Source organism: Candidatus Xianfuyuplasma coldseepsis (assembly GCF_014023125.1).
GTDB classification, from domain to species: Bacteria; Bacillota_I; Bacilli_A; order Izemoplasmatales; family Izemoplasmataceae; genus Xianfuyuplasma; species Xianfuyuplasma coldseepsis.
This window is the reverse complement of sequence record NZ_CP048914.1, coordinates 1,683,774-1,710,464: the sequence shown is the minus strand read 5'-3', so window position 1 is coordinate 1,710,464 and position 26,691 is coordinate 1,683,774. Positions and strand designations below refer to the sequence as shown.

Sequence of the window (26,691 nt, the reverse complement as noted above, 5' to 3'; positions counted from 1 at the left end):
AAATGTTCACTTTAATTGAAATTAATTATAAATAAAAAAATTCTAAATAGTTTGAAGTTCAAATAAAAAACACCACTGATGTGGTGTTATTCAATGATTAAACTGTCAACTAAGAAATCAATGGTTTTCCGGTAGACAACTTCACTATCGACTGCACTGTCGTTTAGTGCGGCTTTCACTTGTTCGATACCCATGTTGTATTGATCGGCGATTTCTTGGTATTTTGCTTCGCGTTCTTCGTCGGTTGCTTGAATGTTCTCTTCCTTACTAATTGCCTCAACAACTAAGTTGTAGGATAGAGAGCGTTTCGCATCTTTCCGTAAGTTCTTTTCAAAATCTTCTTTGGATACGCCGCTAAACTGCAGATACGTTTCCAAATCCAAGTTGTATTGTTTTGCTTGTTGGGCAACATTATCCATCAGGCGATTTTTTTCATCTTCAACCATTTCTTCGGGTAGTTCAAAGGTTGCATTATTGGTCGCTTCGGTAACAGCAAAATCGACACGTTCGTTTTTGTTTTTGGTAACCAATGCTTCTTCCAAAGTTTTCTTGGTGTCCGCTTTGAGATCATCTACGGTTTCAATACCTTCTTTGTCTAGTTCTTTGACAAAGTCGTCATCAAGTTCCGGTAGTTCACGTACTTTCATTTCATGAAGTTTGACTTTAAAAATAGCGTCTTTCCCTTTTAAGTTCTCGGCTTGATAGTTTTCAGGGAAGGTGACGTTGATATCTTTTTCTTCACCGATAGCCATACCGACCATTTGATTTTCAAATCCAGGAATGAATTGGCCACTGCCAATTTTTAGTTCGTAATTTTCGGCTTTTCCACCGTCAAATGCTTCACCATCAACAAATCCTTCAAAATCAAAGATTGCCGTGTCGCCATTTTCTAAGTTTCCTTCTTCTTTCAGTACTAATTCTGCGTTTTGTTCCAATAATTTAGCAATTTCTTTAGCGATGTCATCTTCACTGACTTCTTCGCTTTGTTTCGCGAATTTTAACCCTTTGTATTCGCCTAATGTTACTTCTGGTTTAACGGCAACTTCAGCGACATATGTGAATGGTTCACCACGTTTCACTTTGGTGATGTCCAAATCAATTTTCGGTTGGGCAACGACTTCAATACCGTGTTCGGTTACAGCATTGATATACGTTTCTTGTAAGACATGATTAATTGCTTCTTCATAGAGTGATTCGACACCGAATTTTTGTTCGAATACACTCCGTGGTACTTTTCCTTTACGGAATCCTTTGATTTCGACATCCTCTTTCATTGCGTCAAAGGCATGATCGAGTCCATGTTCGAAATGATGGGCTGATACTTCAATCTCAATCCGGACTTTACTTCCTGAGATTTTATCAACTTTTGCCATGATTGTTCCTCCTAATATTCTGATAATCAATTTATTATAACATAATCACTATAAATGTAAACCAATTCGTTATATCTTTCGCAGTTGATTCAGGATTTCAACCATAGCCCAGGTATCCTGTTGACAATACTGGATTAATGCCGCTTGCATATTCCGTAAATCATCCGCATCGAATTTGGGGTAGCTGGCGTATGCATAGACCGCTTCCATCCCGTTTCCAACCGTCATTCCTTGATACGTTAAATCGCTGAATATGGGTAATACTTTTTTGATGGAATAGCTTCCGACAAGATCCTCGTGATAGTAATTTACTGTCTTTGCACGATCGGCATCATACCCTAAGCCTTCGTATAGTTTACTGTTGGTTTTAATGATATGCATTAAGTCAAATAAGCGTTCATTGATCGCCAGAAGTTTCTCACTGTAGGCAGGGAACAACTCCGCCAACTCTTTGATCCGTGTTTTTTCGAAGGCTTGATTGTATACCATTACACTTCCAGTATCGCCAATAGATTCACACAGTAAACGGACCAACTCCTCGCGATTATCCTCATGATTACGGCTTAAATACTCGTAATGATCGGCAATTTTATCACATGATCCTGGTGTTGTTTCAATGTGAAGACTAAATTGAAACAGGCTTTGCATATAGGGTTTTTCCCCACGGAATCGTGGTAAGGGACAGGGGAAACTTTCAAAGTCCAAATGATAGATGGGGTATTCAATTTCTGCGATACCATCGCGAATTTTATCGCGATCAACAAATGGTTTATGGGTAATCGCACAATCGCGTTGAATTTGATTGTTACGGCGGGATAACCATTCATGAGGTATGTCTTCCATTGTCCGGAAGCCCTCTTCAATCAACTCAAAGACATCGTATTTATTCCCGGCTTCATCTTTGAAACCGTGATGTTTATCGATGTATTGGAGGATGTTATTGGTTTTGGGAAATTGATCGTAACATAGGTCCTTGAATACACATTCTCGTTGTTTTTTTAATTGACAATGTTTCCCGAGACGAACTCGATCTTCGTTATCGTTTTTAATCCGTTCAATAATCACATCAATGTCTCGTTCAATTTTTGGTTGCAGTTCTTTGGTAAGGATACTGACATCTATAAAGCGTATACTATCATTGGTATACACGGGTTCACCTTCAAAATACGTTCCATCAAAGACATATTCATGGTTTAACACGCCTAAATAGTATTTTGCATTGGACAAATCCGCTTCAATCACAAAACGTTGGAATGCCAAGTCATAGACATAAACACCCTCATCGGAAAATCGTTCTAATAATCGTTGTCGTTTCCGATTGTATTTCTCATTGGCACACAACTCTGGATTACGTTCTTCACGTAAATGTAAGATTCCATCTTCATAGAGTTCGAAAATCGGGTATTGAATCCGATCTTCGGTATAGGCCATACTCATATATTTATTCGATGTGGTTCCTTTAACTTCGACAATATTGACATGATGGTCTTGTTTGTTGTAGATATCGACATAACACATCAAGTTAAATCCATTATGGTCGCGCAGAAACAATTTTTGCTCACCATATTCGGTACCGTATCGTGTTTGACCCTGCCATTCACTCATGATCTTCCGGGCTGCTAGAACCTCGATTTTAGTAAAGTATGGCATCATTACCTCAAGATGTTCCAAATCCGGAGATAGCACATCATCATCGATATCGATAGCACTCGAACCGAGTCCGTCGATAATATCATAATAACGATCTAATAACGCATCATCAAAATCTTTACGCTTGTAAATATGATTGAGCGCAGGATATCGATTGCATCGAATATATTCCATAAAAGCACTTTTGGTTATGTTCATTCGGTTCATAGGCATCTCCTTATATACTGTTAATCAATCCTAAAAATTCACGATCGTGGATATTTCCTCCATGTTCATGAAGTGTTCGATTGGTACTAAGTTCAGTCATCAAATTTTCTATTGTCACCCATCTTGTTAGCAAGTTTACTTCTTTCTCTAGTGCAGTAAGGGAAGTTATATTTGTCGAGTTAACATAATCACATTTAAAATATATCGACGTGTAGCTATTGCCATCAAAGTGTTCAATAACTCGGACCATTTCCACTGGATTCGTTACGATTACTCCAGTTTCTTCCTTTACTTCACGGATGACACATTCTGTGATCGTTTCCCCAGGTTCTAATCCACCACCTGGTAAGGAAGTGATATCCCACTTCTCATCATACACAGTTAGTATTTTACTGTCGTGTAATACCACAGCTCGACAGCCGATACGCATGGTGTTATTGACAATATCCTGTGATTCTAAATTTCCATCAAATACTTCAATTTTCATATCATCACCCTATCAAAAATGCAGTATTACACTGCATTTGTCATCATTTCTTCAATTTTATCTTGGAGGTCGTTTACCCGAAACGGTTTTAACATGTAATTTGTGGATCCAAGTTCAATGACATCCATTACTTGATCTTTGTTTTCAATCTTAATCAGCGTAAGTACCATAACATCTTTGGTTGCCTTAGTCTCACGGATTTGAAGTAAGGTTTCCCGGCCGCTTTGAACCGGCATGTTCCAGTCCAAAACAATCAACTTTAAATCCGATAAAGTTGGGGCAATCTCCATGCCTTGTTTTCCATTCTCAACACCGACAAATTGATGGTGTAAATCTTCGACACAGTCCTGTACTACTTTGCGAATTGTATCGGAGTTATCCATACATAAAATCGTTGCCATAGGCTGTCCTCCACAAGTTTATTTCTTCATACATATTGTATCATATGGAGAAATAATTGAAAAGGATTACAAAAAAAACTACTCGTCGGAGTAGTTTTTATTTGAGAAAGTTGATTTTCTTGGCATTCACGTGTTCTTGTAGTTTTGTTTTAATGAACTCAATCGCATCATTTGGGACGTCGCGTTTGACAATCACACTACCGCTATCTTTTGAGACAAATACATATAAATAGTCCTCTGTTTCAGACGCACTGTAAAAATTCATCCATGGTGTTTCAATTTTTTGGCCCGATACATTATACGAAAATCCATTGTCATCAACGGTGTACGACATATCGAAATTTCCCGGGTTTTTATCATATCGTTTTCCCGCATTATAGCGCGCAAACAAAATCGATAAAATCATAACAAGTACCAATCCAAGTCCAATAAATGTAAAGGTGAAATCTTGTGTTCCAGTGATGAATGGAGCGACTGCTAGATACCCAATCCCAATCGTAAAGAAGATTAAGTTGGTTGGTTTAAAGATGTTCATTCGTAAGTGATTCATTAAAAAAGCGATGTAATCTTCACGTGTCACGTGTTGGTTAAAATGATATTCCATACATATGACTCCTTTCTATAATCAAGTGTATTGTATCACAAAATGAATCGTTTTCAATGCATTTGTACGTCAAACAATAAAAAAGACGATAAACGTCTTTTTGGTTTATTACAGAAAATCCACTTCCATGTATATTTGCCCTTGAACGAACTCGATAATACGACTATGTCGTTTGGTTACATTATTCACGTCTTTTAACAACACCAACAGGTCTTTAATCGATTCCACTGGGATCGATTGGTCATGAATAAAGGTAATGATTGTCTCAATGGTGATGTCTTTGTTCGCATAGTTCTGAAATCGTTTAATATCGCTTTTTAACAACTTTATTTTATGTGTACGAATGTGCTTTTTTAATATCCGAGCTTCATCAAACGTAATTTTTCCATCGTCTTGTTGCAACATGTAAATCAACGTCATAATCTGCAATTCCGCCTTGTGAAGGATATCTGTATATACATCTCGTACGGGCTTATTTGACGGTAAGAAATCGGTATTATAGTTCGTTTTGGATTCTTGGTATTGATTATTATCAATCATTACTGCATCTGTCTTTGGAACTATTTGGGTCCCAAATGCTGCATTCCGTTGTGCACTATTTTTAATCGCTCCATGATGAGAGGTTGCCTGTTTCTTATTCGAAGCAACCTCAACAACAACCTCTAGTAAAATTTCCAATAAATCAAATATAATATCGCTCATTTCATTCTCCTTGTTGTACCGATCGTTATTCTTGTTAAAAGTGCATATAAAAACGACATGCAACATCCCTAACGATATTATACCTCATCCAGTAATAAATGAAAAGATATGTTGAATAACCCTTTTGTTCCAAACGATTACATCAAATATTAAAAAGGATTGAAAAGAAGTTCATCCTTCCTTATAATAAAAGTATATTAACCCAAGGAGGAAGTCATGAAGAAGTTTTATAGTGTGTTAGGTTCAATTTTAGGATTCTTAATTATTTTATTATATGCATTCAAAAACCTTCAAGCATTAATTGGTTTTGAATTTGATGGTATGGAAGATATTTTAGGTTATTTCAATCTTGTACAACAATATCTTGTCTATGCACTTGCTGGATTAGCCGGAATGGAGTTTGTGGCTGGTAAGAAACTTATCGCGGCAATATTCTTCATAATCTTGGCATTTGTTGTTGTCAGTACCTTCTTCCCCGATGTCGTCAATAGCGTCATGTAAATTATTACGTTAAAACCGCAACCTCTACCGGTTGCGGTTTTTATTATTGTGAACGGAAGGATAGATATAGTCTGCCCGAGTTAATGGCTCGTATGTTCTATAATAAGTTACTTCATTCAATCTCCAAATACCATCCCACAGTGCGTCATGATTGACGTTGTATTGGTTACGATCACGTTGTTTTCCAGCAGCAATGGCACGATCTAAATCACAGTCAATCCATATGGTGTAATCAACATAGGGATCTAATTCATCCCGCAACAGACCAACACCTTCGATAATCAGATATTTGCGTATATCCAATTGTTTATACAAAGACAGCGAAGGATTGTCCCAGTTATACGCTGTATATCGTGACGGTATCTTCTGTTTGTATGGAATGATTACATCTTTAATTAGCCGTTTAAAATCATAACAATCCCAGTTAACATAATCTTTAATATTCCGGTAGAAATCATCACTTGAGACAATCGTGCATTCGATATGGTGTGCAATCGTCTCAGCTAATGTGGTCTTCCCCGATCCGCCATATCCACTGATAAAAATGATTGAACTGGGTGGTAACTGTTGTAGTTTCTCGATAAAATCCATAATCCACCTTCTTTCGATAGGTTTTCTTCATTATAGCATACTCATGGAATCAACGATAAAAATAAAAAGGCCACATGGGCCTTTTCTAGATTTTCCACTTGCTGACATATGGAAAACGTTCTTTTAAAATATGACGTAAGACTAAATAACTAATACTGAATATGGTATGAACTAATAAATAGTATAGTGCGACTTGGATAAAGAAGAAATCGACTTTGGTAAAATAGAAAAAGATATAGAAGATGGCAATGATATGCGCTCCAACTATAACATATACCCATCGTTTATAATAATCGAGAAAAAAGGCAATGACATCAATTAATAAGGAAACGCCAATGACAATCCAATCAATATATGCTGGAATGAGGGTTAAATCACCATTTTTGATATATTGAAACAGGGGCAATATAATCCCGATTTCAACCAATGCAACCACAATCGATACATTTCCCGCTTCATAGTTTTGATCAATGATGTACCCTTTTAACAAGAAGTAAATCGGGGGAATCGTGATAAAGCTAATACCGATAGCTAGTGGTGCAATCACGATAAATGCCATGATGTACGGTAGTTCTGTAGCCTCATGTAAGATATAACTGAATAAACCCAGTAATAATAAATACGCAAATATGTTTCGATTCATCGATAATCCACTCCTGTTATCATGTAAGCATGTACCCTATTATAACAAAAAAAGACCACTTTTGGTCTTTTTATTTCTGGAATGTTAAATATGATATCCATCTTAAAAGTTAAACACACTTTTTATATCCAATGCTTCTTCATCATCAGGATACAAATCAAGATATAAATCTAAAAATGCTTTTGCAGTCGTTTGTTCTTCGGCTACGATCATCTGATAGATGAGATTCATTAAATCATATGGATCAATTTCATAGGTTGATTGTGGATCAGCAACCATCATACGCGCATATTGAATTGCTTGTTGTAAACCCGATTGATGAAATATATCTGCAATCTTGATAATCCAGGAAACACGCGGTTGTTGCAAAGGTGTATTGGTGATCACATGCGCCATCGCATGCGCCAAGTGATGATGGGCAAAGGACTCTTCATTAAGAAGCACGACAGCAGAAATATCACGAGTTGGAAACATCATATAAAATCCGGAAAATCCAAATCCCATTCCACCATGGCTGAAGACTACTTCTTGTTCAAAGTGACCGATGTTAATGCCCAACCCGGTAGCTTCATAAAACGGTGGATACGAGCGATTCGAATGACTTGTTGTCATTTGTTGAAACGTGGATTTCGATATGATTTTATCAATATTTCGATACAAATTTAACATGTCACGGATGGTGGTATGCATAAAACTGGATGGTGCATCAAAGGCATTATATGGATACGTTTTGCTGATAGTTAGTGCGGGAATACGTACATACGGCATTGCTAGATGATTCTTATCTGTCGGCTTTGAAAAATAACTGTGATGCATAGATAGTTGTTCCAGTACTGTCTTCATGTACGTTGTAAACGGCATATGTGTTACTTCTTGAATTATCATACCGAGGATATCGTATCCTAAATTACTATATTTAAATTGTACTCCAGGACTAGATATGGTAACCGGATGTAAGTTAACATAAGTTTTCCAATCCATTTTCGGTTCGTGCAAAAGTTCAACATATTCTTTCAGTGTGAAATCTGGTAAACCTGATCGATGATTTAGCAGCATTGTAACGGTTATTTCGTGTTCTTTCTTATCTGGTAAATGTAATTCAGGTAGATAAGAAACAATCGGAGCATCAATGTCGATAACACCTTGTTCATGAAGCTGCAAGACTGCCAACGCCACGACAAATTTACCGATGGATGCTACACAGAAAACAGAATCGTGATTGACTAGATGATGGGGGTCATCATCCAGTTTACCATGATAGATTTCAATTAGATTTTTGTCAATACTTCCGATTCCAAGTGCCAGTCCAGGAATCTTCCATGATGCAACCATTGTTGCAACAAAGGTCTCTAACTCGTGTAAATCCATTCTATTACGTGCCACTTCGAAACTCACTGTTGATTATAGTTCATCAGTGTGACGAGACACTTCAAGAAAAAATGCTCTTCCGTATTTTCAGGAAATTTCTTATAACAGTCTTCAGGATTTAATATGATCTTACCTTTATAGTATTTTTTTAACAATTTGTATTCTATGTTGATGTTTTTTAACGCATTTGATGTCAAATCAAAGGATAACTCACCCTGCTGTTCCATCTTGTTCAGTTCATTACCAAGATAATCATACGCTCCACGGATATCACGAACTTCTATCGTAATCAAGCTACCAAATAATCGACTCATTTCTTCTGTCATGTTATTCACCTCTTCTTTATTATAACAAAAAGACCAATTATGGTCTTGATATTTATGATATTTATATAATACAACCCTGTTGTTATACTAATCATGATGTGCTTCTTCATCATGGTTTCCGCCTCCATTGAATATCTGAAATATAGCGTATCCTACTTATTTTGTACTTTTTTCTCTCGATGAACATTATAAATCCCCCAATGTTTCTCCGGTTCATCAGGATGTTGGCGTCCCTTCCATGGTTCATCAAACGCTTCAAATAAATAGATCAAGACATCATTTTGTTGTCCCCAAGCTGTGATTTCTTGATTGTATTGCTCCTGATTTGTGATAGTCGCATCTTCAATCTTAATCCGACTACCATGACTTTTTGTCGGCCATCCGGTTTCGGTGATAATACAGTACTTATCTGGATATTTGGACTGAACTTCGTTGTAGTTTTTAATGGCGGTATTGAGGGCATTTTCAATTGGTTCTCCTTGCCAAACAGGATACGTGTGAAGACTGATAAAGTCGACAGTATCCGCCAACTCCTCAAGTCCCTCCACCCAGTGTTGGTACTCCTCACAAAAGGTTACGGGTGTATTCGTTTTTGCCTTAATCTCCTTCGCAACTTCAACCAATCGCTGTTCAGAAATACGATTATTATTCCACATACTTCTTGTTTCGTTACCAATCGATACCGCAGAAATGAGGTCTTCATATTGATTGGTTAAGGAAATGATTTCCTGTACCAATGTGGTATTCTGTAATCGGTGTTGTTGTAATACTTCATCGGGATATGTCCAAAAGAACGGATGATCCACATGATTCACTTCGGCTCGTAAAAACAATCCCATCATAATGTTGAAATTTAAATTATTCTCTCTAATCACCTCTAATACGCGATATGCATGTGGTGAACAATCATATAACCGTAAATAAAAATAGTCATTCTCTAAGATTCGTAAATCCTCAAGAATTTCGTCTTTACTTGGATACGCTTCTGTTAGTGGCGACTGATTCTCGCGATACCCGGAATAGTTAATCGCTCGATCGTACTTGAATGTCTTCATTCAAATCACTCCTATTCCGTTTCAACATATAGCAAAACCAATTCGATATGAGAGATGAGCCCAATTACATTGATCCATACCATTATCCGTTTTTCAAAGCGGGTCCCGAGGAGTTGCATAACAGTTCCCAGCAACCAAAATAAAGCGAGCAGTGAGGATGCTATTAGGTATATAACGCGTGTCCGAAATGCCGGAAATACCTTCGCTGATAGGACATACACAAACAACACACCAAGGACAACGATACTAACTTGTGATTGTTTCTTTTGTTCCTCAAAACTAGAACTTCTCCCACCATTAACATCTTGAAATGGAATTTTTTTCATCAACACAAGAACATGTGTTCCAATACTTAATATGTAAAAAAGAGACGCTAGAATAAAGATGATACTAGTTGGTAAAATCATACCGATCAACTCCTTATTTTTTGTTGTAGATTTGTTTATTACTCTCTACGGTAAAAAGAACAAGAACAGCTCTGTACTCGCTAGTACATACGCAATAAAGCCACAAATCAATACATAAAGCAACAATGTGATAATAATCGCTTTTGGTGTTTTCGCTTTCCGCAAAATATTATAGTCCGAATCGCCAATAAAGCGAGCAAAGAATACGGATACAACTATGTACACAAAGACAAACACAATATAGGTTTCCGATAGATGATAGGGATCTGGTTCATCCGGTAAAAGGAAGATTCCCAATATAAGAAAAGCACTACACACAAAGATTTTGATATCTAAAGGTGCTTTCATCAACTTTTTCATTGTCCCATCTCCTTCTACATTATTATACCAAAAAAAGACCATTTCTGGTCTCTTGTTTTTCCGAATCTCCCGGAGAAAATTGAATCCCGTATAGAAGACTCAGAAGGTTATTAATTTTAATAAGTTGTTGATACTCCAAGTAGACATGGCACTACTTGTTTCAATTACTTATTTAATACTATAAGAAAAAGACCATATAAGGTCTTTATTTTGTGTAATTATGTGCCTAATACTAAATATAATTTTTGATGATGGAAATTGATTTTTCGGTTTTCGTGAAATTTTGTAGCCAGATACTTAGTTCTCGGATAAAACGCTCTAAATCCGCAATTTGATCGATGATATCGGATATCGGATACATCGGTGAAACGATTTTATATTTTAGTATCAACTCTGTTTTTTCAGGATCTTGATTGTCCCTCAACAAATCTGCAGCAATCTCAAATCCTTCGAGAATCCGTTTCCATTCAGCAGAAGGGATTTTCGAAATCCTTTGTTGTCGATATTCTCGATATTTATCCCAAATCAATCCTTCTAAATAGGAAAAGCCAAGGGAATTCACATAGATTGAGGACCATTTGTGTTTACCTTTACCGGCTCGTAATATAATATACTCCACCGCATCGGTTCGCGGGAGTACATCTTGGATAAAAAATGTATATGTATTCATATCGTTTCTGTCACATCACTTTCTAGTCATTCGACTGTCACAAGTAGATATGCAGATTTCATATAAAAATATACCATCCAATGTGTGTATTCATTATACCTCATTTTGCTTGTAATTGATATTAAAACTCGTAAATATCCAATTAACTCTTAATTCTTCATTGCTCAGTAGCTCGAACTATATCTTTTTTTTTTTGCAACAACGATTAACCTTTTTGATTCTGATACATCATATGGTGTTCTATCAAAATCACCATATATTTCATAGGCTAGTCCACATTCATGTAATATGGATATCCAATCTTCAAGGAGTCGAATTCTTATCTGGATTTTGGACACAATCAATTCTTGGAATTTGCCTTTAATTTCATCCCTAATATGCACTGTCATAATGTCATTGGTATACTCCATACAAAATTCTCTTCTCACGTGTTCGTTATCAACAATCACTTCTTTGGTCGGAGGATTTTGCATTGAGAAATCTGTTTGTCCTTGATCAAAAACAATACATCCATCATCCTGTAGAACACTTTTCATACTATTCAGTGCCTTAACAGGGTCCACATGTATCTCATTTATTGAATTACTCAAGCAGAGGATGCAATCAAATTTTTGATTGTAATAAGCATCGAGTTGCTCAAAATTCACCACATGTAATTGATCTTTGCGTAAGTTGTCCCTTCTCAATGCAACGGAGATCATACTTTCAGACAAATCCGAACCGACAACACGGTATCCCAAGTCGGAAAACGTACTAATATCATATCCTGTACCACATGCACAATCAAGAATCATCGGGTCTGTATACTCGTCAAACAAACGTTGAAAAAACAACTGTTTAATCTCACTCATGCTCTTCATTTCGTCGTAGAACTCGGCTAATCTTCTATAGTTGTCCACAACACCACCTCATCCAATAATTATATCACATATAAATCAAGCAACAATCTTGCTGTATAGATCTATATTTATATGTTAATTCAAAAAACAGTCAAGTTCAAATAGCATTCCTAGAAGGATTCGATTTTCCGATCGACGGCTTCTAGGGTTTATTTCCAGTTCTGTGATACTCTCATATAATCTCTTTCTAACATTCCATACTCTACTGCATCCACGAGTTTCCCATTGTATAAATACACTTCTCTTTGTGTACCTTCATACACAAATCCAAGTTTTCTGTTAACTGCAGATGATTGCAAATTAAATGAATAATGTCCCCCCAACAATTTATGAACATTTAATTCTTCAAAGGCATACATTATAATCTGTTGTATAGCTTCAGGTGCATAACCTTTTCCCCAATACTTTGGGTTGATAATACAACTGATCAAACGAATATCTAGATTTGAATCATTATATTGTTTTCTCAACGAAACTGTACCAATTACTTTGTTCAATTTTCGATTAACAATAGCAAGAGTCTCTGATTTCTTTTGTTCATGACTTATATATTTGTATGTTATCTCGATAGAGGAATGTAATCTCATACCAATCATATCAATAACATCTTTCATACTGCAATACTCGTATATGTCATTTGCATCTTGTTGTTGTAACTCTCTTAGAAGTAGTCTTTCTGTATTAAATTCTTTCATCACACCATCTCCTTCAATAATAGTATAACATAACGGAAGAACTGTTGAACGTTGCTCATCGAAAATAAAAAATAGCTAAACCTAAATGGCTTAACTATATAATTTACTAAAGGAATTCGCGTAGGGATTTGAACTCCCTACCAACGAATTAAAAGGTTTTTCTACCTGCTTTTCTTGGAGCTAGGTAACTAATAAATATAGTGATACAATAGTTAAAATTACTCCAACTATTCTTGTTGTCGTTTTTGAATGACTTGTCGGTTTCTTATGTTCATCTTTAGATGGTAACTCTGCCTCTCTATCTAACCAAGCTATATAATCCGCAACCTCAGGGAAAAATATCGAGATAATTCCAAAAATAAGTAAAACGTATAACAACCCTTGAACCACAGCAATCATCTCCTTAAGAAAATTATACAAAGATACCAAGTAATAATAATACTGCTGAAACTGTAAAAATTACAGGACATAATTTGAATGGAATGAAATTGATTCTAAATCCTGTAAATAAAGAGATAATGGCTAAAACAGCTAGAACAATGATAACAAAGATGTTGAGATAAGAAACAACATTCCCAGTAATAATTATTGAAAGAATAACTAATGCCCCTAATGAGATTAGTGTAACGCCCTCATTTATCCACTCCATATAAACAATATTTTTATTATCCTCCGAAATATCACCAAAATCCTTCACAACACTTTTGGTTGGAAATAGATGTGATATTCCCCATAAAATTGTTAGACTAGCACCAATTATGGATAGAATCATAAGTATACTCCTTTCAATTATTTATTTGATCACTATACAACACTATCATACTACGAAATCAATAGTAATCAAAATAGTAAAACGAAAATGGCTTAACCATTTAGTTTTCAAATGGCATTCCGGGATCGATTCGAACTGTGGGCCGACGGTTTGGAAGGAATATCGTCGTATGTATTTTTTGTATAGTATAATGCATGTAACCACCATGAACATCATTTACATATCCTGTATTATATGAGAAGAAAATATAACAATACTCATTTAGAGTCTATAATTCTGGTGGTGTTCTTAATAATTGAATGATGTAAATCAACATGAAAGAAATCACTATTACAAATGAGATTATAAAAATGGAACCGAATATGTATAAAACTATTTTGCTTGTTTTAGTCTTTAACTTAATATGTACGATCAAACTAATGGTTGCAGATATCCCAAAGAAGTATAACCACATAGTAATATAAGGAGTTATATCTGTCATAACATCATCTCCTTCTTTATGATTATAACATACCATAAAGGCCGTTACTCTAAGAAAATAAAAAATAGTTAACCCTTAAATGGCTTAACTATTTAGTTTATTCATTGGCATTCCGCCAGGGATTCGAGCCCCCGAACGACAGCTCAAAAGGTTTCAATCAATCTCAAAATATTGATTGTTCTCAACTTCGGTTAGAAAATCGACAATTTCATCATTGTCTATTTCATCAACAATGAATCCGTCAACAACATAAATTATACTTGGTACTTGTGTAAGAGAAGTATTTTGTGTAAAAGTATCTCCATTAAACTCATTTTCTGACACATTCACAAAATAGACATCATAATCTTCGTTTTCAGATAGTCCAAATCTAACAATATCATCTTTAATTTCCATACATTCCAAACATGTATCCTCATAAAAATATATGAAATAATTTCCTTCTGGAATAATATTACAAAATGTTGATATGTGACTTATTCCTGAATAGTCTTCTAAATAATTTTCACTATTTGTGTCAATAACTTGCTCACACAATTCAGCTTCATTATATTTTTCATAACACTGTGCAACTTCCATTGAAGTAGCCTCATTACCTAAGTTTGCAAGACACTCCTCATATGTAGTATCATTACTCTTTTCTCCACAAGCACTCATCAATGCTACAATAATAAATATTAAACTTAACCTTTTCATTGAATCTCCTCCTTTATCAATTATTATAACATACTAAAAAGGCAGTTGCTCTAGGAAAATAAAAACAACCAAGTCAACAAATGACTTGGTTATTACGTTTTCAAATGGCATTCCGGGAGGGATTCGAACCTACGACCGACGGCTTAGAATGAATATCGTCGTGATTATTTAAATATATTTAACAGTTGAATATTCTTATATACAACTTCTTTACCAACTCTTTCGGACACTAAGAATCCTTCTCGTTCTAGTTCTTTGAGATACTTAGTAGCTGTTGGTCTAGAAATGCTTAAGCTCTCTCTAAAGAGTTCGTTTTTGGTGTATAAATAACTAAAAATATGTAAAACAATTTCATCAGAATAAATCTCACTTAATCGATCTTTCATAGCTTCTTTTGTTAAATTTATTAAATCATTAATTCTCAAAACCATTGATACAGTATACTTAGATGTCTCATGTACTCCCATTAAAATATATGACACAAACTTTTCAATATTGGTAATATCTTGATTACAGGATTTAAGAAGATCATAATACTCGGATTTATTCTCTATAATATATTTACTTAGATATAATATGGGTTGGTTTATTTTTTCTTTAAGTACAAGATATAATATGTTTAAAATCCTACCGGTTCTACCATTTCCATCATAAAAAGGATGTATACTTTCAAATTGAAAATGAATCAACGCTAACTGAACAAGAGGATCATACTCCGTTTCATTATTGAGATATTCTTCAAGATTCTTCAATAATTCTCTAATATCTCTTTCTGATTGAGGAGGAGTATGAACAATTTCATTTGTATCCATGTTTTTTATCACCGTTCCAGGTAATCTTCTAATTCCACCTTTATTAGGTTCAATAATTTCTTGAACTCGTATTATCGTATTAGTGCTTATAAATCCCTTTTCTTTTAGTTCGTTAAATCCTACTTCCATAGCCAACTTATAATTATTTACCTCTTTAGCTGCCTTACTAATAGGTTTTTTTGTAATCATTTCCTTGTAAATATCTTCATATGTTGTAATTATGTTTTCGATAGCTGAAGAATCTTTTGACTCACCTATTGCTAATAGGCTGAAGATTATGTTGGGATTTGGAAGCAGGTTCATAACACCTTTAAGTTCACCAATGCTATTATTGGCTAAGTTTAATTCTTTCAATATCTTTATTGTATCTAAGTTAACGTTGAATGGTAATTTCTTCATTCTTTCCATGTTATCACCTCGAGAAAAATATTTTTACTTTTTTTTCCTTATTCATATAATAGCATGTTATATTTTACACGTCAAGTCTTCAAGGAAAGTTTTTGTACTTTTCTTTCCTTAATAAGGATATAAAAATAGCTAAACCTTAAATGGCTTAACTATTTCGTTTTTAACTGGCATTCCGGGAGGGATTCGAACCCCCGACCGACGGCTTAGAAGGAATATACCCCCTGTAATATATCATTAAAAATTTGCCAATGCATCTCCTAACATCACAATTAATGCTACTATTACACCAACAACCAATGTCCCTGAAATACAAGTATAAATGAAGTACTTGAAATTCTCACGATTCATATCAATCAGACATTTTATTCCAGTTATTATAAACGAAACAAAAATGAAAATATATAATGGCCACCCAAAAAGAAACTCAAATGGTCTAATAATGAAATACAATGAAAAGTCAAATTCCTGTGCAAGAAATTGCAGTGCAATTAATAGTAAAAATGATAAACTCCATACAAGTGAAATAATGCTAACTCTCTTTTGTAATAACATGTGTAAATTCCCCCTTATGTATTATTATATCATAAAATCACACCGTTGGTCCCTCCTCTCTTGGAATAACATACTCAAAATAAAAAATCCCTTAGGCAAGGGATTTAAATTTCTACTGGCATTCCGGGAGGGATTCGAACCCCCGACCGACGGCTTAGAAGTAATATTGGCCCCTGTTTTGTCTCTGAGATTTGCTAAGTCGACTCATATTTCTCACTATTGTCTTCCGTAAATAACTCAGAACTATTTCTATCTATTATCCCGGCAATTACAAAAAGAACTGTTCCAATTATTACATATGTCCAGGAAGAAAATATCGATGTGGCTGATTCTTTTTCAACAGTTAAACGTATGAAAAAGAAATAATGATTCATACAATACTCTTTATCATTTAACACTGTGCATGTTGTTTTCTGCGGTAGATTTCTCGGTCGTATACCATCATATAAATCAATAACAGTTCCACTCGAATCAATTACATAAAATATTTGACGTCTATTGTAATAAACTGTTAACTCGTGTGTGTCATCATTGTAATCAACTAGTTCAACACTTCCCGCAGAATCTAATCGAAAAACATCGATTAAAATCCCTTCCTTATCAAAGAAAAATGCAACATCCTTTGTAACATCGAAAGCGACAATAAACTCATCTGATAGTCCCTCAACTATCATCGGATTTAATACGGGTGGTCTATAATCGACTGATACATTATCACCAATCTCTCCAAATTGATAACCTCTATAAACTTGAATACTCATATTGACAATGTAGAACATAAGCAATGTGAATAAAATAGTTGTTAGAAAGTGTTTTCGGATAAACTTATTCATTTTAACATCCCCCCCTCAAATTTGATATATCACATAGGAGACCAGTGAAAATGCCCCTAGATATATGAAGCCTTTATTGTAATCTTGAAATATGAGTATTAATGTCGCGATAACAAGTGAAATTATCGCTAGTTTCTTCCATGTTGGCATTATACCCCTCCCATTGAGTACTAACTTGTTATTCTTCTAGCCCATTCCTTATACTCTTCAAATCGTAATTTCGGTTCTTTCAAAACATCATCAAAACTTCTTGGCATAAATACTGGTAGTAATCTTGCCTTCACTCGTTCTAGATCATTATGGATTTGTTCAAGTGCTTTGACAAAATCCTTAAATCGTTTCTCGGAAACATCATTTTGTTTATCATAGGCAAACTTCTCTTGTTGTTCCATGAGTCTTGCACGAAATAAGAAAGTTAGATTGTCCATGTCGTACAGTCTTAGTTGAAAAAACTGATACAGTTTATCGATGTTCTGCTCTTTATCAATATTGAATCCTTTCACATCTGAAATAAAGAACACACTAGGAGGAACATTGTAATATTCTGCTAATTCGGAGATAACTTTCAAACCAGGCTCTCTATTTCCAGTTTCATATCGTACATATGCAGGTCTTGTGATTCCTAGTACTTTTGCTATATCTTTCTGAGACTTCTTCTTTTTCAATCGTAGTTCTTTCATGGCGTGTGGAACATTCATAATTAGCACCTCCAATACAATTATACAATAAGGGGTTCCGAAATGGAACCTTTTTCTTGACAGTTCCGTATTGGTACACTATAATGGTAGTATGAGGTGTTCCGTATTGGTACACCGTGTACGGTTTGGTGGTGAGGTGTGGTCGGCTGCGTCCCGCAGGGTAGCCACCACCCGAAACCACGTGTAAAGGCTAGTATTACCCTTTACACACTTCTGTGCAAAAAGTAAGGTGATAGAAAGTGAAAAAAAGGAATAGAAATTGGCTGTTAACTAACAACTATAAAGAAGAAAAGCCAATGACAAATGAAGAATTATTGAAGTATATCGAAAACATCAAAGGATTCAAATATACTGCTTTTCAGTTGGAGGAAGGAAAAAACGGAACCCAACATCATCAAATATATATCAGTTTCGAGAATGCCAAATCATTTGAGACCATAAAGAAACTATTTCCAAAGGCTCATATAGAGTATATGCAAGGTACACCCAAACAAGCAAGTGATTATTGTACCAAAGAAGATACCAGAATATCAGAGGTTGTCATATCTGGTGAATTACCCCAACAAGGTAAACGCAGTGATCTAGAAGATATTTACTCCATGATAAAGGAAGGCTACTCCATAAGAGAGATAAAAGAGACCTATTCAAGCCAATACATTCGATATCGAACCAATATCAACAATACCATGCAAGAACACTTGGAAGAACAGTTCAAAGAAACATTTCGAGAGATTTGTGCGAGATATTTAGTAGATGAACCAGGAGTCGGAAAAACTCGCTACATCATGGAAAAATACGGCTATCAGAATGTCTATCGAGTCTCCAACTACAAACACCCATTCGACGGCTACAAGGGAGAACCAGTCATTGTATTCGAAGAGTTTCGCAGTTCTCTCCCAGTCGAACAAATGCTCAATTATCTAGACGGCTACCCCATGCGACTACCTGCTCGTTATGGTGATAAAGTCGCTTGTTATACAGAAGTTTACATTGTCAGTAATTGGGACTACAAACAACAATATGCCAATGTTCGCGAGGAACACCCAAGCACCATGAGAGCATTCGACAGACGAATCGCTCTCTGTGGAAACCTCGAACAAATCAAGCAATTTGACAAAGACCAAGAAGAAATCAAAAATCTATTCTAAGGAGGTGCGAACATGAAATTAAAACAGGCTATCAAATCATATGAGAAATACATTCAAGTCACAAAATCAAAAGGTACCTACCGATTCACAAAAGGAAAAACCAAAACCTTATTAGACTACTTTGGCAATACCGATTGTGAATTGATTGATAGAGCATTTATTCTCGACTTCATTCTCTTTTTGAGAGATAGAAACCACAAGATAACAAATGCCTCTATAAACAAGTATATCGGCCTATTACTTCGTATTTTGAAGAATGAATGTGATATCATTGTCAAGTTCGATAAACTCCCTGAAGAGAAGAAAATGATTAAGGTTATACCTGATAATGTCATACAAAAGGTATTCAATTACCTAGACAATGATTTATACCCTGAGTTCTTACGAAACCTAGTCATGTTCCATTTACTCCTTGATACTGGTTTACGCATTAGTGAATTGCTATCGCTTCGAATCCAAAACTTCGATTTTGAAACTCGTACCATATTAGTCACAACCACAAAAACAAAGGTCGACCGATATGTGTTCTACTCCCCTGAAACACAAATACTACTCACACAATACATTGTAAGACAAAAGATAGATTCTCATATCTTCATCAACCTAACAACCAGAGAACCATTATCGGTTGATCGTGTTCAAAAGATATGCCAGAACCTCCAACAGAAAATTAAAACAAGATACTCGATATCTCCTCATAAATGGAGACACACATTCGCAACCAAGTTTGTCAGTAAAAACGGAAACATGGAAGTACTAAGAATCTTACTAGGTCATACCACCTTGCTAACCACTCAAAAATACCTCCATATCAACGCTGAAAAACTCCGTATGGAGTATGAACGAGTTAACTATCTATCTGGCCTCAGAGCATAACAAAAGCCCCTTAATTGGGGCTTTATTCATGAGTTTATAATCAATAATTAAGACTAGTATATAAACATCGACGAAATCAATATCAACAATAATATAATCCATGATATCAAGGCAATTTTCAGTGAAATATATTTCTCGTCTTTTCTCTTATAGAGTATATAATGTGTGACTATACCAACAATCGTAAATCCAATAATAATAATTGTATATAGTTTACTGCTTATTATTAAGTGATTCGCATCAGATATAAAAGGAATTAGCAATAATTGAAGTAAAAAGAAAAATACTACAAAATATTTAGGACCTTGATTATCCTTTTTATTCTGCTTAATTATCGAACCATCAAAAACAACTTTATCACGACACAATTCAATTAACTTGTTGTTAATTTCCTCTAAAGGCATACTATAATCATTTCTGAGTAATAATTGCCTTAGTTGTGTTGATTTATACCTAATAATCAGTCTCTTGCCAAAAACATTATCATCAAAGTATTGAATGTCAGTAATAGCCGAAATTGGAATGTTTTGTTTATATATAATACCATGTGATATTTCAGTACTATTTATTTTCATATATGTTGTTTTTCTAATAAATAGATAAACAGTATATATGATATAGGCTAGTATAAATAACAAGACAACTGTAATAAAATACGTTTCAGTTACTAAACTTCCATATCCGAAGAACAGTATTGCAGCAATGAATAAACCCTGCCGATATATGTTAATTTTCTTAAAAACAATTATGTCCATAACATCACTTCCCTTGAATAATTATACCATATGAACACACCATAGTAAATGACATATGTAGGCCGTTGCTCCCCCCCACCTACGGCCTCGAAGAGTGATATAAAAAATAAAAAAGCCCAAAAGGGCTTAGTTAAGTTCAAATGGCATTCCGGGAGGGATTCGAACCCCCGACCGACGGCTTAGAAGGCCGTTGCTCTATCCAGCTGAGCTACCGAAACATTTCAGCGTTAATAATTATAATATAACGCCGTCGGTTTGTAAAGGACAAACCATTCAATAATGTGTTTATTCGAATTCCTCTTTGTAAGCAAAATAATCGCTGTTGAGAAGATCTTTTTGTATTTCTAACATCGTAATCCGGTCCATCAGAGCTTGTTCCAATGTGGATAATTGATCGTCATCACCTTCTACCGATTCATCCAAGTATAATGTATTGGTTCCATCGGTAATAACAAGATCCGCAAAAATCACGTAGTTTTCATCGGTACTAAGAAGATCGGTCCCCATGAAGTAACGAAAGTTTGAACTGCTGTTAATCATATTCATAATTGTTGGAGTGACGTCAATTTGACTACCCGTAGTGTGGATAACGTCTCCTGTCATGTCGGTTGCATAGATAATCAACTCTTGGCGCATCACTTCATGAAAGTCATCGATTACGTCAATATACTCGGTATAAGTATCGTAGTTCATCATATATGGATAATGATCGGGATAGACAACAAATAATGTGTTATCCAGTTCTCCTTCTTCATCCAGTTTATCCATTAGATCACCGATTAATGTATCGAACTCAATCAATTTCAACATGTAATTCTCAATTTCTGGATCAAATTCATTATCTGGATATGCGGCATCAAGTTGATCGCGATGGATTTCAAATTCTTCTTGATTATAGGCACCATGCATCGAGTAGGTTAGCAGGGTCATCAAGAACGGTTGATCGTACTTGAGATACTCGTCAACAAATAACATCATGTCGGTATCGAAGCGGTCATAGAAATCATCTTCAGTATAGCCTAGATTATAAATATCTTCTTGAAACTTCACCGTTTCATATCCATAATTGGGTATCATTGTTTTGCGGTTATAAAACCATTCGTATCCACTATGGAAATAATAGGTATTGTACCCTTGATCTCGTAGTTGTGATGGCATCGAATACGGATAGATATTCTCACTATAGGCATCACAAATATTACTACTCCAGTCATTGGTTGTGATCGCAGATAGACCAGTAATACTCATGTATTCGCTATTACAAGTTGCCCCTTGTTGGAAGACGGTAGTGAAGTAGTTATCAAAGACCATCCCATTTTGCTGCATCAAATAGAGATGTGGCGTCAATGTTTCATCAATAAACCTCGTTTCCAATGTTTCTCCCACAATATTGATGACATTGTACCCACTGTAGATATCGGAATAATCGTTGGTTGTATGATTTGGCAATGAAGCGAAATATTCATCGACTTCTTGAACCATTGCTGCAGGATCCGCCTTGGGACGAATCCGCGTTAAATCCAGTAAATGGTAATTATAGTATCCATACTTCTCACTATATAAGATGCGATCGTGCATCGTTTCAAACAAAAAGGCATCACTGCGGTAGTAATCGAGTTTGGTGTCAAAGGATTGATTTCCCCAAAACAGGAACAATCCAACTTGCAAGACAAATATCGTCGCTAAAACCGCCATTTCTTTAAAACGAAAGACATCTTTTTTCTTATTTGTTATAATAAGGTAGATCACACCAATCAATAGCGGGGTAATCAAATAAGTAACAAGGGGAATTTGAATGTTGTATTCGAGTGTATTTCCTTCTTGAAGCCATTTGATACCACTGGCACTACTTCTCGCGAAAATGACACCAAAATAATCAAAATATACACTATCGACAATCGCAAACACGGTTCCAAATAGAACAACAAATATATAATACACTTTTAACCCGGTGATGTTACTGATGAAATAGGCAATCATACCTACCCAAAACATCATGACAACAAGGTCATATAGTAATCCCATCGGTCGCAAGTCCATTCCAACAGTAAACAATAAAACAACGCGCAACAACATCAGATACGCGATTACATACATATAGGATTTATAGTTTTTAATGTGTGTCATAGTAAACCCCTCCATGTGATTTTTATTATATCATAAAACGGCTATAAGAAGCCTATGTTTTCTCGTTTTTTTTCAATGCAACCAGCAGTTGCTTGAAGTTATTTATCGTCCTTAGTAGAATGAAAGTGTAAAGGAGGTTGAAGATGCTCGACTTAATGCAGATTGGCAGTAAAATTGCCACCTATCGAAATCAACACAACATGACCCAACATGACCTCGCTGAAACCTTGTATGTTACCCATCAAGCCGTCAGCAAATGGGAAAAAGGAAAGAGTATGCCGAACATCGACATTCTCTACGAACTCACCAAGTTGTTCCACATATCGATTGACGAGTTATTAAATGATACGGAAATCAACGACAATGACTACGATGATTTATTTGAATCATATCCCCGTCATATTGTCATCTCCAAGTTCTTGCAAAGCACTACGAAGCCTGAAGATCTTGATCACATCTTCTATCGCTTAACCAAACCAGAGCGACTTCGTATCGTCCAGCACTTAATTCATCATCCCGATGAACTAACCGTCAAAGACATCTGGCACTACTTAAATCATCCCGAACGCACGTATCTGTTGAGCGTAATCCTCAGTGGAAAGCTCGATTACGACCTTCGCTCCATTTACATGCAATTATCGGATCAAGAGCAACGTCTTGTACACAGTAAATACACCGAAGGGCATTACCCCTATAAAATGCCCAACTATCACATTCATTTATAAGGAGGAAGCTATGAAACTCATGGCATTATTACCATTTATGGACAAAGAAGAAATCAAAGAATTCGCAAACAAAATAGTATCTGGTGAAGTGAAAGGCATATCCCTTGCAGTCGTCTATCCATTCTTAGGCCGAGATAATCTTGATGAACTGGTTCAAGAATTAATTAAACAAGGACGAAACAAAGATATTTATGCCGCTCTACCATTCTTAAGTAAAAGTGCTCTTAACACCCTTTACGAAAACGTCAAAAGCGGAAAAATCGAAGGATTCAAACAAGAAGTATTACTCCCCTTCTTAGGAAAAGACAAAATCAAAGAAATGTTTGACGATCTTGTCCAAAAAGCCCAAGAAGAAGGCACGGATGAAGAAGACGATATATCAGTAATCTTTCAAGATACCGAATAGTGAAATTCAAACATCACTCCCTATCAAACAATAACAATTCATCACCGTTGATTCATTCGATTCCTTGTATTTTGGGAAAAACACCTGTTTACCTCGATTATGAATCCGAAAAACGACGATAATGAAAAAGTGGACCTCGTCCACTTTTTTTATATACTTGTTATGATGAACCCAATTCCATAAATGAGTCCCGCGACAATGTAGGCAACAATAAATGGATACACGACACTGAACAAAGTCCATTTTACCGATCCTGTTTCACTGCGAATTGTGGCAACCGTTGAGATACAAGGAATGTATAAACTAGCAAACAGAACATAGGATAATGCCGCTAGTGTGGTAAACGATGCAGCAATACCACTGCTCCCGCCATACAGTACCAACAAACTTGAAACGACAATCTCTTTTGCTAAGAAACCACTGATTAAACTACTGGTAGCTTGCCAACTTCCAAATCCAAGTGGTGTAAAGATAGGAGCAATGATTGTGGCGACCATCGCCAAAAAACTCTGATCGGGATCAATGTCAATTCCCGATGGTCCAACATTACTTAACAGCCATAATACCACACTACCCACTAAAATAAACGTTCCAGCTTTTTTGACAAATCGTTTTGCTTTTTCAAGGGCTTGATACGTGATTGTGCGAAGTTGTGGTACGCGGTACGGTGGTACCTCTAAAATAAAACTGGCTCCACTGCCTTTGAAATAACTTAAGCTGAATAATTTGGCACTAACAAGCATGACGACAATACCAAGGATGTAAATCGCCATCATCACAAGGGCTTGATATTGGCTGAAGAATAGATTGACAAAGATTAAATAGATTGGTAATCGTGCACTACAAGAGACGAAAGGAATCGTGAGAATCGTTAAGATTCGTTCTTTCTTGTCACTAATGGTTCGCGTTGCCATAATTGCGGGAACGGTACACCCGAATCCGGTGATAATCGGAACAATACTCTTTCCGTTGAAACCAAAGCGACTTAAGAACCGATCCATAACGATTGCGACCCGGGACATGTATCCCGTTCCTTCCATAATCGCCAATAAGAAGAATAAGACGATGATTTGAGGTAAAAACACCAATACCCCACCAATCCCGGCGAGGATTCCATCGACAACCAATCCTTGAGCAAATCCAGTAATCCCAATTACATTCAGTGCATCTGCGGCATACCCGAGGACATAATCATCCCAAACAATACTAAACCAATCGCTAAGAAGTGTTCCAAGTCCCAGGACATTACCAAAACTGATTTGATACACCAGTAACATCAATCCGATAAAAATCGGGATACCCCAGCCTTGGTGAGTTAAGATTCGGTCGATTTTTTGATTGAAATATTTCGAGTGTTCTTTATGTTCCACCTGAATCATACTGTCTTGGACGACTTGTTGGATAAACTCGCGTCTCGTATTGAAGATGGCCCCTTTCAGACTCATCGCAATACGTTCATCGAGAATCCGTTGTTCGACTTCTTTGACAACGGTTTTTATCTTATCTACTTTCACCAAATCTAAAAATTGATAAATTCCTTCATTTCCTTCAAGAATCTGAAGTGCCAACCATTTTTTCTTGACTTGAAGATTGTCGTAACGCAACAAATCATGAATTCGTTGTATTCCCCATTTGATCGGTTGCGGGTAATCCAGTTCCAACGCTTTTGAAGCGCGCATTGTTTTGAGGTTGTCGACAACCTTTAATTGTTCATCGGCATTGTTTTCGCGAGCAGATATACTAACAGCACTTGTATTCAGATGGTTACTGAGTACATCGATGTCGATGACATATCCATTATTCTTTAAGGCATCTTTCAAGTTTAAGACTAACAGGGTTGGAACCCCAAGTTCCAATAATTGAATTGTCAGATGTAAGTTTCGTTTTAAATGGGTGGAATCAATAATATTAATAATCCCATTGTAGTTTTCATGAAGTAATGAATAGGTGACAACACCTTCATCTTCTCCGGAAGGACATACATTATACGTTCCAGGGAGATCAACGAGGTTCGCTCCTTCATAATGTTTGATATGGTGAACCCGTTTTTCAACGGTGACACCACTATAATTACCGACATGGACGTGGCTTTGGGTCATGATATTAAAGAAGGTACTTTTCCCCGTATTGGGATTACCAGCGAGTAAAAATATCATGGCTTTTGGACCTCGATACGTGCAGCATCCTCGCGTCGAATACATATTTCAATATCATCGACTTCCAACAAATATAAACGTCCCATGGCGAGGATATTCAAAAGCGTCACTTCAGCGCTCTCATAAATACCGACATCCATCAGACGTTCAACATATTTTTTTGATAGTTGTTGCATGGTTAGGACACGTGCTTTTTCGCCGCGTTTTAAATCAATAATGTTCATTTCCACCACTCCATATGTGCATTTTATACTAGGATAATGGTGTTTTCAATAAAAACCATAATTTTTATAATTAGTGTTACAAA

Annotated in this window: 33 protein-coding genes and 1 tRNA gene; 5 read left to right on the top strand and 29 right to left on the bottom strand. The window is 35.9% G+C overall.

All coding sequences use genetic code 11. The features are described from left to right. Positions 1–86: 86 nt before the first annotated feature. From tig to G4Z02_RS08350, 6 genes are all read right to left on the bottom strand, one after another. A complete protein-coding gene (gene tig, locus G4Z02_RS08375) occupies positions 87–1,373 on the bottom strand; it encodes a trigger factor (RefSeq protein ID WP_258877565.1) in 1,287 nt (428 codons plus the stop codon). A 69-nt stretch (positions 1,374–1,442) separates the two neighbouring features. Further along, on the bottom strand, positions 1,443–3,230 hold the full coding sequence (locus tag G4Z02_RS08370; protein WP_258877564.1) for a DUF2779 domain-containing protein: 1,788 nt from the start codon (positions 3,228–3,230) through the stop codon (positions 1,443–1,445). A gap of 10 nt (positions 3,231–3,240) precedes the next feature. Then, on the bottom strand, positions 3,241–3,717 hold the full coding sequence (locus G4Z02_RS08365) for an NUDIX hydrolase (protein ID WP_258877563.1): 477 nt from the start codon (positions 3,715–3,717) through the stop codon (positions 3,241–3,243). A 26-nt stretch (positions 3,718–3,743) separates the two neighbouring features. Continuing rightward, positions 3,744–4,118, bottom strand: a complete 375-nt coding sequence (locus tag G4Z02_RS08360) for a response regulator (RefSeq protein WP_258877562.1) — start codon at positions 4,116–4,118, stop codon at positions 3,744–3,746. Positions 4,119–4,215: 97 nt separating this feature from the next. Further along, a complete protein-coding gene (locus G4Z02_RS08355; protein ID WP_258877561.1) occupies positions 4,216–4,722 on the bottom strand; it encodes a YcxB family protein in 507 nt (168 codons plus the stop codon). A gap of 108 nt (positions 4,723–4,830) precedes the next feature. Then, positions 4,831–5,424: a hypothetical protein gene (locus tag G4Z02_RS08350; RefSeq protein ID WP_258877560.1), complete on the bottom strand. Its 594-nt coding sequence runs from the start codon at positions 5,422–5,424 to the stop codon at positions 4,831–4,833. 216 nt (positions 5,425–5,640) lie between these two features. Here G4Z02_RS08350 and G4Z02_RS08345 point away from each other — a divergent pair, with 216 nt between their 5' ends. Then, the gene (locus G4Z02_RS08345; protein WP_258877559.1) at positions 5,641–5,925 is read left to right on the top strand and encodes a hypothetical protein; all 285 of its coding nucleotides are present in this window, start codon (positions 5,641–5,643) and stop codon (positions 5,923–5,925) included. Between the two features lie 24 nt (positions 5,926–5,949). Here G4Z02_RS08345 and G4Z02_RS08340 read toward each other — a convergent pair whose 3' ends face one another. The 18 genes from G4Z02_RS08340 to G4Z02_RS08260 all read right to left on the bottom strand — a co-directional run bounded on the left by G4Z02_RS08340 (position 5,950) and on the right by G4Z02_RS08260 (position 18,191). Continuing rightward, a complete protein-coding gene (locus G4Z02_RS08340) occupies positions 5,950–6,516 on the bottom strand; it encodes a uridine kinase family protein (protein WP_258877558.1) in 567 nt (188 codons plus the stop codon). 85 nt (positions 6,517–6,601) lie between these two features. Continuing rightward, positions 6,602–7,159 carry a hypothetical protein gene (locus G4Z02_RS08335; RefSeq protein WP_258877557.1) on the bottom strand — a complete coding sequence of 186 codons (558 nt, stop codon included), beginning with the start codon at positions 7,157–7,159 and terminating at the stop codon, positions 6,602–6,604. 102 nt (positions 7,160–7,261) lie between these two features. After that, a complete protein-coding gene (locus tag G4Z02_RS08330) occupies positions 7,262–8,542 on the bottom strand; it encodes a serine hydrolase domain-containing protein (RefSeq protein WP_258877556.1) in 1,281 nt (426 codons plus the stop codon). A gap of 8 nt (positions 8,543–8,550) precedes the next feature. Then, positions 8,551–8,853: a hypothetical protein gene (locus G4Z02_RS08325; protein ID WP_258877555.1), complete on the bottom strand. Its 303-nt coding sequence runs from the start codon at positions 8,851–8,853 to the stop codon at positions 8,551–8,553. Positions 8,854–9,005: 152 nt separating this feature from the next. Next, positions 9,006–9,908 carry a glycosyl hydrolase family 17 protein gene (locus tag G4Z02_RS08320; protein WP_258877554.1) on the bottom strand — a complete coding sequence of 301 codons (903 nt, stop codon included), beginning with the start codon at positions 9,906–9,908 and terminating at the stop codon, positions 9,006–9,008. Between the two features lie 11 nt (positions 9,909–9,919). After that, positions 9,920–10,315 (bottom strand): hypothetical protein, encoded by a 396-nt coding sequence (locus tag G4Z02_RS08315; protein ID WP_258877553.1) that lies wholly within the window; start codon positions 10,313–10,315, stop codon positions 9,920–9,922. A 45-nt stretch (positions 10,316–10,360) separates the two neighbouring features. Then, the gene (locus tag G4Z02_RS08310) at positions 10,361–10,675 is read right to left on the bottom strand and encodes a hypothetical protein (protein ID WP_258877552.1); all 315 of its coding nucleotides are present in this window, start codon (positions 10,673–10,675) and stop codon (positions 10,361–10,363) included. A 232-nt stretch (positions 10,676–10,907) separates the two neighbouring features. Further along, positions 10,908–11,345, bottom strand: a complete 438-nt coding sequence (locus G4Z02_RS08305; RefSeq protein WP_258877551.1) for a hypothetical protein — start codon at positions 11,343–11,345, stop codon at positions 10,908–10,910. A gap of 164 nt (positions 11,346–11,509) precedes the next feature. Beyond that, on the bottom strand, positions 11,510–12,244 hold the full coding sequence (locus tag G4Z02_RS08300) for a class I SAM-dependent methyltransferase (protein ID WP_258877550.1): 735 nt from the start codon (positions 12,242–12,244) through the stop codon (positions 11,510–11,512). Between the two features lie 149 nt (positions 12,245–12,393). Continuing rightward, entirely contained in the window at positions 12,394–12,939 is a 546-nt protein-coding gene (locus G4Z02_RS08295; protein WP_258878714.1) for a GNAT family N-acetyltransferase, read from the bottom strand. A 180-nt stretch (positions 12,940–13,119) separates the two neighbouring features. Further along, positions 13,120–13,338 carry a DUF6199 family natural product biosynthesis protein gene (locus G4Z02_RS09665; RefSeq protein WP_478210250.1) on the bottom strand — a complete coding sequence of 73 codons (219 nt, stop codon included), beginning with the start codon at positions 13,336–13,338 and terminating at the stop codon, positions 13,120–13,122. 13 nt (positions 13,339–13,351) lie between these two features. Continuing rightward, a complete protein-coding gene (locus G4Z02_RS08290; RefSeq protein ID WP_258877549.1) occupies positions 13,352–13,711 on the bottom strand; it encodes a hypothetical protein in 360 nt (119 codons plus the stop codon). Between the two features lie 634 nt (positions 13,712–14,345). Next, positions 14,346–14,888, bottom strand: coding sequence for a hypothetical protein (locus G4Z02_RS08285; protein ID WP_258877548.1), 543 nt, complete (start codon positions 14,886–14,888; stop codon positions 14,346–14,348). Positions 14,889–15,052: 164 nt separating this feature from the next. After that, on the bottom strand, positions 15,053–16,108 hold the full coding sequence (locus G4Z02_RS08280) for a Fic family protein (RefSeq protein ID WP_258877547.1): 1,056 nt from the start codon (positions 16,106–16,108) through the stop codon (positions 15,053–15,055). Positions 16,109–16,342: 234 nt separating this feature from the next. Next, positions 16,343–16,660, bottom strand: a complete 318-nt coding sequence (locus G4Z02_RS08275) for a hypothetical protein (RefSeq protein WP_258877546.1) — start codon at positions 16,658–16,660, stop codon at positions 16,343–16,345. A 194-nt stretch (positions 16,661–16,854) separates the two neighbouring features. Then, entirely contained in the window at positions 16,855–17,493 is a 639-nt protein-coding gene (locus G4Z02_RS08270) for a hypothetical protein (protein ID WP_258877545.1), read from the bottom strand. Between the two features lie 15 nt (positions 17,494–17,508). Beyond that, complete coding sequence (locus G4Z02_RS08265; RefSeq protein ID WP_258877544.1) at positions 17,509–17,643, bottom strand: hypothetical protein; 135 nt, start codon at positions 17,641–17,643, stop codon at positions 17,509–17,511. Between the two features lie 20 nt (positions 17,644–17,663). Then, positions 17,664–18,191 carry a helix-turn-helix transcriptional regulator gene (locus tag G4Z02_RS08260; RefSeq protein WP_258877543.1) on the bottom strand — a complete coding sequence of 176 codons (528 nt, stop codon included), beginning with the start codon at positions 18,189–18,191 and terminating at the stop codon, positions 17,664–17,666. Between the two features lie 239 nt (positions 18,192–18,430). On the opposite strand from G4Z02_RS08260, the gene G4Z02_RS08255 reads away from it, so the two are divergent. Beyond that, complete coding sequence (locus G4Z02_RS08255) at positions 18,431–19,339, top strand: replication protein (protein WP_258877542.1); 909 nt, start codon at positions 18,431–18,433, stop codon at positions 19,337–19,339. 12 nt (positions 19,340–19,351) lie between these two features. Beyond that, entirely contained in the window at positions 19,352–20,215 is an 864-nt protein-coding gene (locus G4Z02_RS08250) for a tyrosine-type recombinase/integrase (protein WP_258877541.1), read from the top strand. 53 nt (positions 20,216–20,268) lie between these two features. Here the strand turns inward: G4Z02_RS08250 and G4Z02_RS08245 are convergent, their stop codons facing one another. The 3 genes from G4Z02_RS08245 to G4Z02_RS08235 all read right to left on the bottom strand — a co-directional run bounded on the left by G4Z02_RS08245 (position 20,269) and on the right by G4Z02_RS08235 (position 23,097). Beyond that, positions 20,269–20,970, bottom strand: a complete 702-nt coding sequence (locus G4Z02_RS08245) for a YdbT family protein (protein WP_258877540.1) — start codon at positions 20,968–20,970, stop codon at positions 20,269–20,271. A 141-nt stretch (positions 20,971–21,111) separates the two neighbouring features. Beyond that, positions 21,112–21,188 (bottom strand) — tRNA-Arg (locus tag G4Z02_RS08240). Between the two features lie 67 nt (positions 21,189–21,255). Next, complete coding sequence (locus tag G4Z02_RS08235; RefSeq protein ID WP_258877539.1) at positions 21,256–23,097, bottom strand: LTA synthase family protein; 1,842 nt, start codon at positions 23,095–23,097, stop codon at positions 21,256–21,258. A 143-nt stretch (positions 23,098–23,240) separates the two neighbouring features. On the opposite strand from G4Z02_RS08235, the gene G4Z02_RS08230 reads away from it, so the two are divergent. Both G4Z02_RS08230 and G4Z02_RS08225 read left to right on the top strand, forming a co-directional pair. Further along, positions 23,241–23,822 (top strand): helix-turn-helix domain-containing protein, encoded by a 582-nt coding sequence (locus tag G4Z02_RS08230; RefSeq protein WP_258877538.1) that lies wholly within the window; start codon positions 23,241–23,243, stop codon positions 23,820–23,822. A 10-nt stretch (positions 23,823–23,832) separates the two neighbouring features. Continuing rightward, positions 23,833–24,228, top strand: a complete 396-nt coding sequence (locus G4Z02_RS08225) for a hypothetical protein (RefSeq protein ID WP_258877537.1) — start codon at positions 23,833–23,835, stop codon at positions 24,226–24,228. A 149-nt stretch (positions 24,229–24,377) separates the two neighbouring features. Here the strand turns inward: G4Z02_RS08225 and feoB are convergent, their stop codons facing one another. Both feoB and G4Z02_RS08215 read right to left on the bottom strand, forming a co-directional pair. Then, the gene (feoB, locus tag G4Z02_RS08220) at positions 24,378–26,384 is read right to left on the bottom strand and encodes a ferrous iron transport protein B (protein WP_258877536.1); all 2,007 of its coding nucleotides are present in this window, start codon (positions 26,382–26,384) and stop codon (positions 24,378–24,380) included. Then, on the bottom strand, positions 26,381–26,608 hold the full coding sequence (locus G4Z02_RS08215; protein ID WP_258877535.1) for a FeoA family protein: 228 nt from the start codon (positions 26,606–26,608) through the stop codon (positions 26,381–26,383). The genes feoB and G4Z02_RS08215 overlap by 4 nt, the downstream gene beginning before the upstream one ends. Positions 26,609–26,691 lie beyond the last annotated feature (83 nt).

Bases quoted from the DNA above. Each gene is read 5' to 3' on its own strand.
- tig (WP_258877565.1), bottom strand. From the start codon at position 1,373: ATGGCAAAAGTTGATAAAATCTCAGGAAGTAAAGTCCGGATTGAGATT.
- G4Z02_RS08370 (WP_258877564.1), bottom strand. From the start codon at position 3,230: ATGAACCGAATGAACATAACCAAAAGTGCTTTTATGGAATATATTCGA.
- G4Z02_RS08365 (WP_258877563.1), bottom strand. From the start codon at position 3,717: ATGAAAATTGAAGTATTTGATGGAAATTTAGAATCACAGGATATTGTC.
- G4Z02_RS08360 (WP_258877562.1), bottom strand. From the start codon at position 4,118: ATGGCAACGATTTTATGTATGGATAACTCCGATACAATTCGCAAAGTA.
- G4Z02_RS08355 (WP_258877561.1), bottom strand. From the start codon at position 4,722: ATGGAATATCATTTTAACCAACACGTGACACGTGAAGATTACATCGCT.
- G4Z02_RS08350 (WP_258877560.1), bottom strand. From the start codon at position 5,424: ATGAGCGATATTATATTTGATTTATTGGAAATTTTACTAGAGGTTGTT.
- G4Z02_RS08345 (WP_258877559.1), top strand. From the start codon at position 5,641: ATGAAGAAGTTTTATAGTGTGTTAGGTTCAATTTTAGGATTCTTAATT.
- G4Z02_RS08340 (WP_258877558.1), bottom strand. From the start codon at position 6,516: ATGGATTTTATCGAGAAACTACAACAGTTACCACCCAGTTCAATCATT.
- G4Z02_RS08335 (WP_258877557.1), bottom strand. From the start codon at position 7,159: ATGAATCGAAACATATTTGCGTATTTATTATTACTGGGTTTATTCAGT.
- G4Z02_RS08325 (WP_258877555.1), bottom strand. From the start codon at position 8,853: ATGACAGAAGAAATGAGTCGATTATTTGGTAGCTTGATTACGATAGAA.
- G4Z02_RS08320 (WP_258877554.1), bottom strand. From the start codon at position 9,908: ATGAAGACATTCAAGTACGATCGAGCGATTAACTATTCCGGGTATCGC.
- G4Z02_RS08315 (WP_258877553.1), bottom strand. From the start codon at position 10,315: ATGATTTTACCAACTAGTATCATCTTTATTCTAGCGTCTCTTTTTTAC.
- G4Z02_RS08310 (WP_258877552.1), bottom strand. From the start codon at position 10,675: ATGAAAAAGTTGATGAAAGCACCTTTAGATATCAAAATCTTTGTGTGT.
- G4Z02_RS08305 (WP_258877551.1), bottom strand. From the start codon at position 11,345: ATGAATACATATACATTTTTTATCCAAGATGTACTCCCGCGAACCGAT.
- G4Z02_RS08295 (WP_258878714.1), bottom strand. From the start codon at position 12,939: ATGAAAGAATTTAATACAGAAAGACTACTTCTAAGAGAGTTACAACAA.
- G4Z02_RS09665 (WP_478210250.1), bottom strand. From the start codon at position 13,338: ATGATTGCTGTGGTTCAAGGGTTGTTATACGTTTTACTTATTTTTGGA.
- G4Z02_RS08290 (WP_258877549.1), bottom strand. From the start codon at position 13,711: ATGATTCTATCCATAATTGGTGCTAGTCTAACAATTTTATGGGGAATA.
- G4Z02_RS08285 (WP_258877548.1), bottom strand. From the start codon at position 14,888: ATGAAAAGGTTAAGTTTAATATTTATTATTGTAGCATTGATGAGTGCT.
- G4Z02_RS08280 (WP_258877547.1), bottom strand. From the start codon at position 16,108: ATGGAAAGAATGAAGAAATTACCATTCAACGTTAACTTAGATACAATA.
- G4Z02_RS08275 (WP_258877546.1), bottom strand. From the start codon at position 16,660: ATGTTATTACAAAAGAGAGTTAGCATTATTTCACTTGTATGGAGTTTA.
- G4Z02_RS08270 (WP_258877545.1), bottom strand. From the start codon at position 17,493: ATGAATAAGTTTATCCGAAAACACTTTCTAACAACTATTTTATTCACA.
- G4Z02_RS08265 (WP_258877544.1), bottom strand. From the start codon at position 17,643: ATGCCAACATGGAAGAAACTAGCGATAATTTCACTTGTTATCGCGACA.
- G4Z02_RS08260 (WP_258877543.1), bottom strand. From the start codon at position 18,191: ATGAATGTTCCACACGCCATGAAAGAACTACGATTGAAAAAGAAGAAG.
- G4Z02_RS08250 (WP_258877541.1), top strand. From the start codon at position 19,352: ATGAAATTAAAACAGGCTATCAAATCATATGAGAAATACATTCAAGTC.
- G4Z02_RS08245 (WP_258877540.1), bottom strand. From the start codon at position 20,970: ATGGACATAATTGTTTTTAAGAAAATTAACATATATCGGCAGGGTTTA.
- G4Z02_RS08235 (WP_258877539.1), bottom strand. From the start codon at position 23,097: ATGACACACATTAAAAACTATAAATCCTATATGTATGTAATCGCGTAT.
- G4Z02_RS08230 (WP_258877538.1), top strand. From the start codon at position 23,241: ATGCTCGACTTAATGCAGATTGGCAGTAAAATTGCCACCTATCGAAAT.
- G4Z02_RS08225 (WP_258877537.1), top strand. From the start codon at position 23,833: ATGAAACTCATGGCATTATTACCATTTATGGACAAAGAAGAAATCAAA.
- feoB (WP_258877536.1), bottom strand. From the start codon at position 26,384: ATGATATTTTTACTCGCTGGTAATCCCAATACGGGGAAAAGTACCTTC.
- G4Z02_RS08215 (WP_258877535.1), bottom strand. From the start codon at position 26,608: ATGAACATTATTGATTTAAAACGCGGCGAAAAAGCACGTGTCCTAACC.